This is a genomic window from Klenkia sp. PcliD-1-E (assembly GCF_024124375.1).
Lineage (GTDB): Bacteria > Actinomycetota > Actinomycetes > Mycobacteriales > Geodermatophilaceae > Klenkia.
On sequence record NZ_JAMXRZ010000110.1, the window covers coordinates 1 to 13,683 of the forward strand.

Sequence of the window (13,683 nt, forward strand, 5' to 3'; positions counted from 1 at the left end):
GTGCGGCCGCCAGCTCGGCGGCCAGCACCTCGCGGCGCTCGGCGTCCACCCGGGCCGCGGCCACGGCCTGTGCCTCGGCGCGCAGCGCGGCGGCGCGCACGGCCGCGGCGCGGTCGGTGGCCGGTCGGCCTGCGGGGGCATCGGTCCCGACCGGCTCGACGTCCTGCTCCGCGGTCACCTGCTGCTCCTCGTCCTGCTCCACGGCGTCGGCCACCGCGGCCTGCACCTCGTCGTCCTGGGTCACCACGCGCATGAGGGCGGCGGCGAAGGGGGAGGGCGGTGCCTGCTCGTCGGTGACCTCCGGTGCCGGCTCGTCGGCCACGGGGGCGCTGCGGGAGGTCCGCTCCCACGCCGGGGCCGCGGGTGCGGCCGGCTCGGGCTCGCGGCGGGTCGCGAGGGGACGGCGTCCCTCCCCGGCGGGCGGTGTGCCGCGCTCGCCGTCGGCCGGGCGGGGGGTCTCCGGTGCCTGCCTGGGCGGGCGCCGGTCCGCGGCGCTGCGGGCGGACCGCTCCGGTGCGGCGGACCTGGCCAGCGACGCGGGGCTGTAGACGGCCACCTCGGCATCGGCCGGCGACCCGAGGAGGTCGGCCAGCTCGTCGACCGGGTCGACCGCGGGGATGGCGCCGGTGGGGGTGTCGTCGGCGCTGCGCTGGGCCTCGCGGACCTGCAGGGCGACCTCGAGCAGGTCGTCCACCGACAGCCCTGCCGAGGGCCAGCGGGCCATCACGTCGGCCTGGGACAGGCCGGCCGCAGGGACCTCGGCGACGACGACGGGGGTGGCGGCACGGGCCGGGGCGACCTGCGGGCCCGGGGTGCCGGCCGACCGGCCGGAGGCGGACGCCGTGCTGCCCGCGGACGCCTTCCCGGACGCCTTCCCGGACGCCGTGCCGGCTGCGGACGCCTTGCCGCTCGCGGACGCCTTGCTGCTCGCGGACGCCTTGCCGGTGGTGGACGCCTTGCCGGTCGCGGACCGCTCCCCGCTCGCGGACTGCCGGGAGGCCGCCGGCGCCTTCCCGGTGGCGGGGGTGCCCGGGGCCCGCTCGCCGGCGGGCAGCACGACGTCGGCGACGTAGCGCTCCTGGCTGAAGAAGCCCGCCACCCCGCCGGTGCGGATGCGGCGCACACCGCGGATGCGCACGTCGGAGCCGTACTCCTCGCGCGCGGCGGCGATGGCCTCGTCCCGGGTCGCCCCGGACGGCGGCTCAGGCAAGTGCGACAGCACCGTTCACCACTCCGATCGTCTCGATCTGGGCCGTGCGGGACACCTCGGCGTAGGAGATGACGGTGCAGCGGGCCACCACCTGGCGCATCAGCCGGGACAACGCCGGCCGGACCTGCGGGGAGCAGACCAGCAGCGCGGTGATCCCGAGCTTCTCGGCGTCGTCGAGCAGGTCGCTGGCGCCCCGGGCCAGTGCGTCGACCATGCCGGCGTCCAGGGCCAGGACCGCACCCTGCTCGCCCTGCCGGACGGCCGCCAGCAGCCGCTGCTCCAGTCCCGGGTCCAGGGTCATCACGTACAGCTTCTCGTCCGCGGTCACGTAGGGGTGGCTGATGGCCGGCCCCAGCGCCGCGCGGGCGGCCTCGACCAGGCTGTCGATGTCGGTGGCCGTCTTGGCGCGCAGGGACAGCGCCTCGAAGATGCGGACCAGGTCGCGGATCGAGACGCCCTCCTCCAGCAGCGCCTGCAGCACCTGCTGCACCTGCCCCAGCGACAGCCCGCCGCCGGTCAGCTCCTCGACCACGACGGGGTGCGAGCGGCGGACCATCTCCAGCAGCAGCTTGACGTCCTCGCGGCCCAGCAGCTGGGCGGCGTTCTGCCGGACGACCTCGGCCAGGTGGGTGGTGATCACCGACGACCGGTCGACGACGGTCGCCCCGGCCATCTCGGCCTGCCGCTGCAGCTCGGCGGGCACCCACTTGGCGGCCAGGCCGAACACCGGCTCCCGGGTGGGCTTGCCGGGCAGGCCCTCCAGCGCGTCGCCGATGGCCAGCACGGTGCCCGCCGGCGACGTCCCCTTGGCGACGGGGACGCCGTTGAGCCACACCACGTACTGGGACGCCGGGAGGTCGAGGTTGTCGCGGGTGCGCACCAGCGGGATGACCAGGCCGGTGTCCATCGCGACCTTGCGGCGCAGTGCCTTCACCCGGTCCAGCAGGTCCCCGCCGCGGGCGGTGTCGACCAGCTCCACGAGGTCGAAGGCGACCTCGAGCTCCAGCGGGTCGACCCGCATCTTCTCTGCAATGGCCTCCGGGGAGTCCGGCGAGGGCTCGTCGGCGACCGGCGAGGCGGCGTCCTCGTCCTCGGGGACGGCGTCCTTCACCCGGGTGGCGAGCACGAGCATGATGGCGCCGGTGAGCAGGAAGGGCAGCTTCGGCAGGCCGGGGATGAGGCCCAGGGCCAGCAGGCCGGCGCCGGCCAGGCGCAGCGGCTGCTTGGTGCGGCCCAGCTGGCCGAGCAGGTCCTCGCCCAGCTCGCCGTCGGCGGCCGAGCGGGTGACCACGATGCCGGTCGCGGTCGACAGCAGCAGCGCCGGGACCATGGAGGTCAGCCCGTCGCCGACGGCCAGCAGCGAGTAGGTGCTCACCGCGGTGCTGGCGTCCATGCCGTTCTGCACCATGCCGATGACCAGGCCACCGACGAGGTTGACCAGCACGATGATGATCGCGGCGATCGCGTCGCCCTTGACGAACTTGCTGGCGCCGTCCATCGAGCCGTAGAAGTCGGCCTCGGCGGTGACCTCGGCGCGGCGCTTGCGGGCCTGCGCCTCGGTGATCAGGCCGGCGTTGAGGTCGGCGTCGATGGCCATCTGCTTGCCGGGCATGGCGTCCAGGGTGAAGCGTGCGCCGACCTCGGCGACGCGCTCGGCACCCTTGGTGATCACCACGAACTGGATGACGACCAGGATCAGGAAGACCACCAGGCCGACGACCAGCGAGCCGCCGATGACGAAGTGGCCGAAGGCCTCGATGACGGCGCCCGCGTAGCCGTCGGAGAGCACCAGGCGGGTCGAGGAGACGTTGAGCGCCAGCCTCAGCAGGGTGGCGATGAGGATGGCCGAGGGGAAGACGGCGAAGTCCAGCGGCCGCTTGATCGACATCGCGACCAGCAGGATGAGCAGCGAGGCGGCGATGTTCAGCCCGATGAGCAGGTCCAGCAGCATCGCCGGCATCGGCACCACGAGCATGAGGACGATCGCCACCACGCCGATGGGCACGGCCGCCGTCGTCCACTTCACGCAGGTCTACATCGGCAGCCGCGCGGGGGGCCGTGACCGCCCCGTCACGCCGTGGGTCAGGCGGCCGAGACGCCGTCGACGGCCCCGGTGCCGCCGCCGGCCACCGGGGTGGCCCGGCGCCGGCCGGCGACCGGCAGCCCGGTGGTGTCCGGCGGTGTGAAGCCGGGCTGGTGGACCCCGCCCCTGATGCCCTGGTGCCCCAGCTGCATGACGAAGGCCAGCACCCGGGCGACGGCGGTGAACAGCTGGGGCGGGATCTCCTGGCCCAGGTCGCAGCTGCCGTGCAGGGCGCGGGCCAGCGGGATGTCGCGCACCTGGGGCACGCCGTGCTCGGCGGCGAGCTCGCGCAGCCGGCGGGCGACCTCGCCCGAGCCCTTGGCCACCACGCGGGGGGCGCCGAAGGCGGGGGAGTACTTCAGCGCGACGGCGACGTGGGTGGGGTTGGTGAGCAGCACGTCGGCCGTGGTCACGTCGGTCATCATCCGGTTGCGGGCCTGGGCCATCATCACCGCGCGGCGGTGGCCCTTCACGTGCGGGTCACCTTCCTGCTGCTTGTGCTCCTGCTTGATCTCGTACAGGCTCATCTTCAGCTTCTTCATCGACTGCATCCGCACGACCAGGTAGTCGGCCACGGCCAGCACGAGGCCGGTCATCGCCGCCACCCGGATCATCATCAGCGCGGAGTCGGTGAAGACCGCGGCGACGGTGCCCAGCGGCATCGACCCGGACGACGCCACGAGGCCTTTGGCGTCGTCGACCGTCATCAGGATGGCGACGCCGATGGCCACCGTCTTGATCAGCGCCTTCGCGGTCTCCCACGCGCCGTGGCCGCCGAACATGCGCTTGAGACCGGGGAACGGGTTGAGCTTGGAGAAGCTGGGCTTGACCGGCTTGCTGGCGAACACGACGCCGCCCTGGGCGGCCGAGGACAGCACGCCCACCACCATGATCCCGGCGGCCAGCGGCAGCACCGCCATGAGGAAGGTGGTCAGCGCCTGGCCGAGCAGCCGGTTGATCGCCTCCATGTCGGGCCGCTCGGCCACCTGGCCGATCTGCAGGAACAGCTGCCGCACCCCGTCGAAGGACTTCCCGACCATCATCGGCAGCAGGAAGCTCGCCGCCACCGCCCCCAGCCACGTCCCCAGTTCCTGGGTGCGTGGGATCTGCCCTTCCTTGCGCGCCTTCTTCAGGCGCTGGGGTGTCGGCTTCTCGGTCTTCTCACCACCCGGACCGCTCTGGGCCACGGCGCTACCCCGCCTTCAGCGCGAGGAATGCGCGGGTGGCGGTCTCCAGCAGGGTGTCCAGCGCGGTGGGCAGCAGCGGGAAGGTCAGCCCGAGCATGAGCAGGGTGAGCATGATCTTGACCGGGAAGCCCAGGGAGAAGATGTTCATCTGCGGGGAGGCCCGCGACAGCAGGCCGAGGGCGACGTCGGACAGCAGCAGCACCGCCACGAGCGGGCCGGCGATCTGCAGCGCGGCGAGGAACATGGTGCTCATCGCGTGCACGACCGTCGGCCCGATCTGCTCGGTCGGCAGCACGGCCCCCAGCGGCAGTCCCTGGTAGGACGTCCACAGCCCGCGGACCAGCAGGAGGTGCCCGCCGCTGGTGAACAGCAGGCCGATGGCCAGCAGGTTCTGCAGCCGGCCGATGGTCGAGGCGGTGCTCATCGACAGCGGGTCGTAGGCCGGCTGGAGGGAGAAGCCGCCGGTGACGTCGAGGATGTCGCCGGCCAGCTGGACGGCGGCGAAGAACAGCTGGACGACGAACCCGAGCGCCGCGCCGATGACCACCTCGGTGAGCGCGGTCAGCACGAGGTACCCGGTGGACAGCTGACCCAGCTGCGCCTCCACCTGGTGGAACACCACCAGGGCCAGGCACACCGACAGTGCCCCCTTGACGGTGCCGGGGATGGCCTTGGAGTTGAAGGGCGGGGCGAGCAGCACGAACCCGGCGGTGCGCGCGGTGGCCAGCAGCATCGCCGCGAGCGTGGCCTCGGAGACGTCGAGGTCCACCCGGTCAGCTCCGGCCGAGCAGCGCCGGCAGTGCGTCGAAGAGCTGGTGGGTGAAGGAGACCAGTTCCGAGAGCACCCAGTTGCCGGTGACCACCATGGCGATGGCGACCGCGATGAGCTTGGGCACGAAGGACAGCGTCTGCTCCTGGATCTGCGTCGCCGCCTGGAACAGCGAGATCGCGAACCCGACGAGCAGCGCGGTGAGCAGGATCGGCGCGGCCACCTTGGCGGCCACGATCATCGTCTGCACCGCGATGTCGGTGATCTGGGCGTCGGACATCAGCCGCTGCCCGAGTACGAGCCGACCAGCGCCGTGGTGATCAGCGCCCAGCCGTCGACGACGACGAACAGCATCAGCTTGAACGGCAGGGAGACGATCACCGGCGGGACCATCATCATGCCCATCGCCATGAGCGCGGCGCTGACCAGCATGTCCAGCACCAGGAACGGGATGAACACGACGAGACCGATGATGAAGGCGCTCTTGAGCTCGCTGAGCACGAACGCCGGGACGAGGGTCAGCATGCTCACCGCGTCCTGGTCGGCCGGCATCTGCTCACCGGACAGGCCCACCATGAGCTTGAGCTCGTCGCCGCGGGTGTTGGCCAGCAGGAAGTGCTTGAGCGGCTCGACGCCGGCGTCGTAGGCCTGCCCGATCGACATCGAGCCGTCGAGGTAGGGCTGGATCGCCAGGTGGTTGATGTCGGCGATCACCGGGCCCATCACGAAGAGGGTCAGGAAGAACGCCAGGCCGGTGAGCACCTGGTTGGGCGGGGAGTTCTGCAGGCCCAGCGCGTTGCGGGTCAGCGAGAGCACCACGACGATCTTGGTGAACGAGGTGACCAGCAGCAGCAGCGCCGGGGCGATCGACAGCACCGTGATCGCCAGGATCAGGGTGATGGCGCTGGAGGGGCTGTCGCCGCCGATGCTGATGTCCAGCCCGCCGGTGGGGGCGGTCGGGGCCACCGGGGCGACCGGGTCGTCCACGGCGAGGGCCGCGGTGGCGGTGACGGCTGTGCCGATCACGAGGAGGGTGGCGCCGGCGAGGACGACCACCCCCGCCCGGGTGGCCCAGCGGCCGGCGCGCTCCCGGGGGAGCGCGGTCATCAGCGGCGCACCGTCCGCTCCCGCAGGCCTTCCACGACCTGCGTCCAGGCGGCCCGGTCGAACACCGACCCGGCGACCAGCCCGCCGCCGTGCCGGGCGACCGGGGCCGGGCGGCGGGGACGCCGCGCGCCCGGGACGCCCGGCAGCGCGGGCAGCGGGATCTGGCTGGTGGGTGCGTCGTCGAGCAGCTCGTCGCCGGCCTCCAGGGCGCGGGCCGGACGGCGCGCGGCGACCGCGGCGCGGCGCGCCTCCTGCTCGGTGGCGCGCTCCTCCTCGGCCTCGGCGAGCACCTCGTCGACGATCTCGGCGTCCATCTCGGCGAGCAGGGTCACGTGCTCCTCGGTGCTGCCGACCACGAGCACGCGGTCGGCGACCCGCAGCACGCTCACGGTGCTGCTGCGGCCCATCCGCTGGCGGGCGACCACCTCGATGAGGCCGTTGCCCATGCCGAGGCCGCGCTTCTTGGCCACCCGGGCGGCGAACCACAGCACGCCGGCCACGAAGGCCAACGACAGGACCAGCCGGATGATCATCCAGGTCATGCCGAGGCCTGCCCGAGCTCCGCGGCCGCGGCGTCGGTGACCACCTCGGTGATCCGCAGACCGAACTCCTCGTCGACCACGACGACCTCGCCCCGGGCGATCAGCGTGCCGTTGACCAGCAGGTCGGCCGGCGCGCTGGCGGCGCGGTCGAGCTCGACGATCTCCCCGGGGTAGAGGGACAGGAGCTCCTGGACGGTCATCCGGGTGCGGCCGATCTCGACGGTGACCTCCATGGCCACGTTGCGCAGCAGCTCCAGGCTGCCGCGCTGGGTCTGGCCCTGCGGGCGGGGCAGGGTGACCTGCAGGGCGAGGGTGGCCTGGTGCTCACCGGCGGCCAGCAGCGGGACGGCGAGGAAGACACCCTTGTCGCGCAGGCCGTCCAGCGCCGCCTCGGGCTCCTCCATCCGTTCGCTGGTGACCGTGACCCGGCCCAGCACCCCGGCAGCGGCCTCGAGGGCGGGGCGCATGGCGGCTGCGACGTCGAGCTTGCCGACCGGGGAGTTGGCCAGCGCCTCGACCACGGAACCCGCGACGACCAGGACGACGTCGCCGCTGACCTCGCCGGAGAGCCGGGCGGTGATGGCCGCGGGGGAGTCCCCGGGCAGCGGGGCGATGTCGGGGTCGTCGACGGGCGAGCCGCAGCTCAGCGCCGAGGTGGCCGGCAGCAGGGCCCCGGCGGCCTGGGCGGCGGAGACCACGGCGGCCGAGATCGTGGCGGCGTCGTCGGTGCGGGCGGCGGTTCCGGTGCTCACTGGTGGTCCCTCGCGGTGCTGGTGGAACTGGGCGGGGTGGCGACGATCTCGGCGGCGAGCCGACGGCGGTGGTTGCTGGCCACCGCGTGCGCGAAGACCACGTCGTTCGTGGTCACCTCCAGCGGGCTGTCCCGGGGGTGGCGCAGCAGGAGGACGTCGCCCACGGCCAGGCCGAGCAGGTCGGCGCTGGGCACCCTGATCGGGCGGAAGCGGGCGTTGACCTCGACCGGGACCGCACCGAGCCGCTCGGACAGCGCGTCGGTGGCCTGCTGCCGCTCGCGCAGCGCCTGCGCCGACAGCTGCGGGGAGGTCGCGCCGTGCAGCGCCGGGGCGAAGGGCGCGAAGGGCAGCATCAGCGTCGCCTCGGTCTCGCGCTCGCCGAGGGTGAGGGAGAAGGAGCTGACGACGACGGTCTCGCTGCTGACCGCCAGCTGGGCCAGCTGCGGCTGGTACTCGAAGCCCTCGAGGCCGAGGTCGAGCCGCACGACGGGGCGCAGCGCGACGCCGAGCTCGTAGAGCACCCGTTCGACCGGGTACTTCGCCAGCCGCGTCTCCATGCCGGTCATCGGCCGCTGGGGCTGCGCCGCCGACCCGGAGCCGCCGAGCAGCAGGTCGATCATCGCCATCGCGACGTCCATGGACCAGGTCAGCAGGCCCCGGCCGCGCAGCGGCTCGAAGGAGATGACCGACATGAACGACGGGTTGTCCAGGTGCGCGACGTAGTCGTCGTAGGCGAACTGGTCGATGCCGCCGAGCTCGACCTTGACCTCGGTGCGCAGCACCTGGGTGAGGTTGGTGGCGGTCTGCCGGGCGAAGCTCTCGAGCAGGTTCTGCAGCACCCGCACGTGGTCGCGCGACAGCTTGGTGGGGCGTCGGAAGTCGTAGCTGCGGGCCTCCCCGCGCCGGCGCCGGGACGCCATCAACGCCGCCCCGCGGGGGGCGGGAGCGGCGTCGGCGAGGGTCACGGATCCCTCATCGGCGGTCCGGGTGGTCACAGTGACCGTGGTGAGGGGATGGAACGGCTACGTCGCAGGGCCCCGGGGTGCGCGGAGCGCACCCCGGGGGGCGACGTGGTCCTTCTACTGGGTGACGTACTCCGTGTAGTAGATCCCCATCACGAGGTCGCCGGCCTCCTCGGTGTTGTAGGCGTCCTCGATGCGCTGCTGCAGCTCGGCCTTCATGGCGTCCCGGTTGCCGGTGACGTCGGTGGGCTGGGCCTCGGAGAACATGTCGATGACGATGTCGGTGGCCTTCGAGCCGTCCGGGGCGGTCTCCCCGGCCTCCTCGGTCAGCTGCAGGCTCACCCCGATCTTGAGGTAGCCACCGCCGGCGAGGTTCACCGTCACGGAGTCCAGCGGGAGCACGATGCCGGGCACCGGCGCCGGGGGTGCGGAGTCCGAGCTCTTGAAGACGAAGAAGTAGAGGCCGGCGCCGATGCCGAGCAGGGCGACGACGGCGATGACGACCAGCTTGAGCTTGCCGCCCTTCTTCTCCTCGCCGTCCTCGGGGGCGGCCTTGCCCTTCGTGCCCTTGGTGTCGGCGGCCGCGACCGGCCGCTCCTTGGTGGGTGCGGTCACGGGGTGCTCTCCTGGTTCTGGGCGGTGACGGCCTGGGTGGCCGCCTGGGAGGCTGCTTGGGAGGCCAGACCGGGCAGCAGGGCGCTGGCCTCGGCCGAGGCGGTCGAGAGGACGACGATGTCCACCCGCCGGTTCACCGACACCGACGCGGGGTCGGAGTCGGGCAGCAGCGGCTTGGTGTCGGCGAAACCGGCGGCCTGCATGCGGTCGGCCGGGAGGCCGTCGTTCTCGACCAGGTAGCGCAGCACGGTCACCGCGCGGTCGGTCGAGAGGTTCCAGTTGGAGGCGTACGGGCCGCCCGGCGTCACCGGGATCGAGTTCGTGTGGCCCTCGACCTTGAGCGCGTTGGGCAGCCCCAGGAGCGTCGGGGCGATGGCGTCCAGCACGGTCTTGCCCTCGCCGCGCAGGGCGGCCTGCTCGGGACCGAAGAGCACCTGGTCGGCCACGACGTGCACGACCAGGCCCTCCTCGGTGATCTGGTACGTCGCCGCGTCGGCGTCGCCGGCCGCGGTGAGCGCGGCGGTGATGGCGGCCTGGGCCGCGGCCAGCTGGTCGAACTGCGCCTGCGCCTCGGCCTGGTTCTGCGCCGACTGCTCGGCCAGCGCCTGGGCGCGGGCGGCGGCCTGCGTGGCGTCGTCCGGCCGCTGCGTGGGGTCGGTCTGGTTGTCGATCTGCATCGGTGAGTTCAGCTGGTCCAGCACACCGGTCTGCGTGGTCGGTGACCCGGTGTCGATGATCGCGGTGGGCGCCCCGAAGCTCTCGGACAGGCCCTCGGCGAACGCGGCGAACTTCAGCTGGTCGACCTGGCTGATCGAGTAGAGCACGATGAACACCGCGGTCAGCAGCGTCATCATGTCGGCGAAGGACACCAGCCACCGTTCGTGGTTCTCGTGCTCCTCCTCCTCGTGCTCCTCGTGCCGGCGGCGGCCCTTGCCGCCGCTGTCGTGCTTGCTCACGCCGCGGCCTTGCCCATGGCGGCCGCCTCGCTGGGCGGCACCAGGGAGGTCAGCTTCTGCCGGACGGTGCGCGGGCTGGTGCCGGCCTGGATCTCGGCGATCCCCTCGACGAGCAGCTTCATCTGGGCGGCCTGCAGGTCACTGGTGCGGGTGATCTTCGCGCCGGCGGGCAGCCAGAAGATGTTCGCCGAGAGCACGCCCCAGAGCGTGGCGACGAAGGCGGCGGCGATCAGGTGGCCGAGCTTGTCGGGCTGGTTGAGGTTCTCCAGCACGTGGATGAGCCCGATGACGGTGCCGATGATGCCGATGGTCGGGGCGTAGCCGCCCATGCCGGTGAAGAACTTGGCCGCGACCTTGTCCTCGGCCTTCTTCGCCGAGATCTCGGCCTCGAGGACCGCGCGCAGGTCCTCGGGGTCGGTGCCGTCGACGGCCATCTGCAGACCGCGCTGCAGGAACGGGTCCTCGATCTCCTTGATGGGGCCCTCGAGGGCCAGCAGGCCCTCCTTGCGCGCCTTCTCGGCGAGGGTGACCAGGGTCTGGATCTTCTCCGACGCCGGCGGGACGGCGGCGGGCATGAAGCCCTGCTTCATCCAGCCGCCGATCTTCTTGACGTCGGCCATGGTGGAGCCCGCGACGGCCGCGCCGAAGGTGCCGACGAAGACCAGGATGATCGGCGGGAGCAGGATGATCGCCATCGGCGACGACCCCTCGAGGATCATCGACACGAGGATGGCGACCATGGCCACGCCGACGCCGATCAGGGTTGCCGGGTCCATGTCAGCGCTCCTCGCGGTGGGGGAAGGGCAGGACGGCGTGCTCGCCGTCCCCGGTGGGGTCGCAGTCGTGCGGGTCCTCGGCGAGGACGGACACCAGCGGGCGGGGGTGGGTCCCGCGGTCCATGGCGTAGGCGGTGGCCAGCACGTCGGCGCGGTAGTCGCGGATGGCGACCAGCACCTCCTGCAGGCTCTCCCGGACCAGGAAGCGGACGTTGTCGTTGAGCGAGATGACCGTGTCGGGGTGTGCCTCGACCCGCTCGATCAGATCGGGGTTGAGCGCGAAGGGCTCCCCGTTCAGGCGGGTCAGGCAGATCACCGGTGGCTCCAGGTCGTCGTCGGGGGTGGCGCACTGCTCTCATCGGCGTCCCTGCCGACCTTCTGAAGGGCGACGGCCCGGTCACCCCGTCGGGGTGACCGGGCCGTCTACGGGGGGACCCCGGATCAGCGCTTGAGGTTGACCAGGTCCTGCAGCAGTTCGTCGGAGGCGCTGATGACGCGGCTGTTGGCCTGGAAGCCGCGCTGGGCGATGATCAGGCCGGTGAACTCCTCGGAGAGGTCCACGTTGCTCATCTCCAGGGCGCCCGAGGACAGCGTGCCCAGCGAGCCGGTGCCGGCCGCCCCGATGAGCGCGACGCCGGAGTTGTCGCCGACGGCGTAGCTGGTGTTGCCCATGTTGATCAGGCCCGACGGGTTGTCGAAGGTGGCCATGGCCAGCTTGCCGATCGCCCGGCGCTCGTTGTTGGTGTAGACGCCGGTCATGGTGCCGTCCTCGGCCAGCGAGAAGCTGGACAGCGAGCCGGCGGTGTAGCCGTCCTGGTCCACGGCCGCGATGGCGGTGCCGGCGGCCTGGGCGGTCACCTGGGCGAAGTCGAAGACCGCGCCGGTGGGCGAGCCCCAGCCGGGGACGGTGAGGGTGTTGCCGGTGGTGGCCGCGCCGGCGCTGAGGTTGCTGAAGGTCGGGGTCCCGCCGGCGGAGAACGCGACGTCCGCGGTCACCGGGGCCGGCGGGGTGGTGCCGTCCTCGTTGGCGATCGACAGGGTCCACTGGCTGTCGCCGTTGGTGAGGTCGATCGACTGCTGGGTCCAGGTCAGGTTCAACCGCTGCTCGACGCCGGCTGCGTTGTAGACCGTGGCCTTGGCGACCTTGACGTTGGCGCCGGCGGCGGCTGCGGGGTCGATGAGCACGTTGCGGCTCATGGTCACCGAGGTGGTCGCCCGCGGCGGGAGGGCCGCGCCGTACTGGATCTGGAGGTCCTCCAGGGTGCCGCCGGTGTCGATGGTGCCGTTGGCGTCGGACATCCAGCCCTGCACCCGGTTGCCGTCGGCGGTGATCAGCTTGCCGGCGCCGTCGAAGGTGAACGAGCCCGCGCGGGTGAACAGCTGCTGGCCGCCGGACTTGGTCACGAAGAACCCGTCGCCCTGGATCATGAAGTCCAGCGCGCGGCCGGTGTTCTGCGTCTTGCCCTGGCCGAAGTCGGTGGTGATCGCGGCCAGCTTCACGCCGAGGCCGACCTGGGCGGGGTTGGTGCCGCCCTCGGTGGCGTCGGGGCCCTTGCCGCTGCGCAGCACCTGGGTGAGCGTGGTCTCGAAGACGGTGTTCTGGGTCTTGAAGCCGACGGTGTTCACGTTCGCGATGTTGTTCGCGACGGTGTCCATCTTGGTCTGGTGGGCGCGCAGGCCGGAGATGGCCGAGAACATGGAACGCAGCACGGGGACTCCTGGGGTGGGGGCGGGCGGGGGAGCGCCGGTCAGGCGGTGAAGGCGGTGATGCGGCCGACGGGCACGGACGCGCCGTTGATCACGGCGTGGGCCTCGGTGGTGTCCGTCGCGATGATCACCGAGCTGACGAGGCCGGTGACGGCGACGCCGTCCTCGCCGACGTAGGTGGCGTTCTTGCCCACCAGGGCGCCGGCGCTGGAGGCCCGCTGCATCGCGATGATCGAGGCGTTCTGCTCGCTGAGCTTCTGCAGCGCCTCGACCTGCGAGTACGTGGCGGTCTGGGTGACCAGTGCGCCGGAGTCGGCCGGCTTCTCCGGGTCCTGGTACTTCATCTGCGCGACGAGCAGCTTGAGGAAGGTGTCCTTGTCCATCCCGCTGTCGCCCACCGAGGTGGAGGCCGATCCGGCCATCGCCGAGAGCGACGTGGCACCGGAGGTGGCGGTGACGGTCATGGGTCCTCCTCAGACGCGGACGTCGACGCCGGAGGGCGCCGGTCCGCCACGGGTGTGACGGGTGGTGCTGCTGGTGCTGGTGTCCTCATCGGCAGTCCCGCGGCCGGTCGGTACCGCGTCCCAGCGGGTGCCTGCGGACCGGGGGTCCTGGCCCGCCGTCCAGCCCGACCCGGACTGCTGCTGCCCGCCGCCGGTGGACACCTGGGCGTCGGTCAGCTGCAGGCCGGCGGCCGCCAGTTCGCGGCGCAGCTCGGGCACCGCGTCGGCGAGCACGGCACGGCTGCCGTCCTGGCCGGCGCTCATCGTCAGCGACACCTGGTCGCCGGTGACGGTCAGCTGCACCTCCACCCGCCCCAGGGACTCGGGGGCCAGGACGACGGTGATCGAGTGGCTGCCCTGGTGGGTGGCCAGCGCGGTGAGCTGCGGAGCCAGCTGCGCGGCCACCGGGGGGTCGGCCGGGGCAGCCGGGGCCGGCGTGACCGGGACGGCGGCCACCGGTGCGGGGGCGGCGGTCGGCGCCGGGGCGGCGCCCGGGAGCAGCACGTCGGTCCGG

The 13,683-nt window shown here is 72.6% G+C and carries 15 protein-coding genes and 1 pseudogene; all 16 read right to left on the minus strand.

Features of this window, described 5'->3' with window-relative positions:
• A pseudogene (locus NH342_RS18135) lies at positions 1-1,210 on the minus strand (hypothetical protein); the annotation flags it as partial.
• Positions 1,203-3,236, minus strand: a complete 2,034-nt coding sequence (gene flhA, locus NH342_RS18140; RefSeq protein WP_253016898.1) for a flagellar biosynthesis protein FlhA — start codon at positions 3,234-3,236, stop codon at positions 1,203-1,205. The pseudogene NH342_RS18135 and the gene flhA, both read right to left, overlap by 8 nt.
• A gap of 56 nt (positions 3,237-3,292) precedes the next feature.
• On the minus strand, positions 3,293-4,480 hold the full coding sequence (locus NH342_RS18145; protein ID WP_253016900.1) for an EscU/YscU/HrcU family type III secretion system export apparatus switch protein: 1,188 nt from the start codon (positions 4,478-4,480) through the stop codon (positions 3,293-3,295).
• Between the two features lie 4 nt (positions 4,481-4,484).
• Positions 4,485-5,249: a flagellar biosynthetic protein FliR gene (fliR, locus tag NH342_RS18150; protein WP_253016902.1), complete on the minus strand. Its 765-nt coding sequence runs from the start codon at positions 5,247-5,249 to the stop codon at positions 4,485-4,487.
• Between the two features lie 4 nt (positions 5,250-5,253).
• Positions 5,254-5,529 (minus strand): flagellar biosynthesis protein FliQ, encoded by a 276-nt coding sequence (gene fliQ / locus NH342_RS18155; protein ID WP_253016904.1) that lies wholly within the window; start codon positions 5,527-5,529, stop codon positions 5,254-5,256.
• A complete protein-coding gene (fliP, locus tag NH342_RS18160) occupies positions 5,529-6,356 on the minus strand; it encodes a flagellar type III secretion system pore protein FliP (protein WP_253016906.1) in 828 nt (275 codons plus the stop codon). The genes fliQ and fliP overlap by 1 nt, the downstream gene beginning before the upstream one ends.
• The gene (locus tag NH342_RS18165; protein ID WP_253016908.1) at positions 6,356-6,898 is read right to left on the minus strand and encodes a flagellar biosynthetic protein FliO; all 543 of its coding nucleotides are present in this window, start codon (positions 6,896-6,898) and stop codon (positions 6,356-6,358) included. Before NH342_RS18165 ends, fliP begins: the two co-directional genes overlap by 1 nt.
• Entirely contained in the window at positions 6,895-7,650 is a 756-nt protein-coding gene (gene fliN, locus NH342_RS24350) for a flagellar motor switch protein FliN (protein ID WP_091556737.1), read from the minus strand. The genes NH342_RS18165 and fliN overlap by 4 nt, the downstream gene beginning before the upstream one ends.
• Entirely contained in the window at positions 7,647-8,615 is a 969-nt protein-coding gene (locus NH342_RS18175) for a flagellar motor switch protein FliM (RefSeq protein ID WP_253016910.1), read from the minus strand. Before NH342_RS18175 ends, fliN begins: the two co-directional genes overlap by 4 nt.
• A 114-nt stretch (positions 8,616-8,729) precedes the next feature.
• Positions 8,730-9,227, minus strand: a complete 498-nt coding sequence (gene fliL, locus NH342_RS24355) for a flagellar basal body-associated protein FliL (protein ID WP_253016912.1) — start codon at positions 9,225-9,227, stop codon at positions 8,730-8,732.
• Positions 9,224-10,183, minus strand: a complete 960-nt coding sequence (locus tag NH342_RS18185) for a flagellar motor protein MotB (RefSeq protein WP_253016914.1) — start codon at positions 10,181-10,183, stop codon at positions 9,224-9,226. The genes fliL and NH342_RS18185 overlap by 4 nt, the downstream gene beginning before the upstream one ends.
• On the minus strand, positions 10,180-10,959 hold the full coding sequence (locus tag NH342_RS18190; RefSeq protein ID WP_253016916.1) for a motility protein A: 780 nt from the start codon (positions 10,957-10,959) through the stop codon (positions 10,180-10,182). The genes NH342_RS18185 and NH342_RS18190 overlap by 4 nt, the downstream gene beginning before the upstream one ends.
• Before the next feature lies 1 nt (position 10,960).
• The gene (locus tag NH342_RS18195) at positions 10,961-11,275 is read right to left on the minus strand and encodes a flagellar FlbD family protein (protein WP_253016918.1); all 315 of its coding nucleotides are present in this window, start codon (positions 11,273-11,275) and stop codon (positions 10,961-10,963) included.
• A 125-nt stretch (positions 11,276-11,400) separates the two neighbouring features.
• Entirely contained in the window at positions 11,401-12,669 is a 1,269-nt protein-coding gene (locus tag NH342_RS18200) for a flagellar hook protein FlgE (protein ID WP_253016920.1), read from the minus strand.
• Positions 12,670-12,707: 38 nt separating this feature from the next.
• Positions 12,708-13,130 carry a flagellar hook assembly protein FlgD gene (locus tag NH342_RS18205; RefSeq protein ID WP_253016922.1) on the minus strand — a complete coding sequence of 141 codons (423 nt, stop codon included), beginning with the start codon at positions 13,128-13,130 and terminating at the stop codon, positions 12,708-12,710.
• 9 nt (positions 13,131-13,139) lie between these two features.
• Positions 13,140-13,683, minus strand: a 544-nt coding sequence (locus tag NH342_RS18210; RefSeq protein WP_253016924.1) for a flagellar hook-length control protein FliK, incomplete at its 5' end; no start/stop codon positions are given.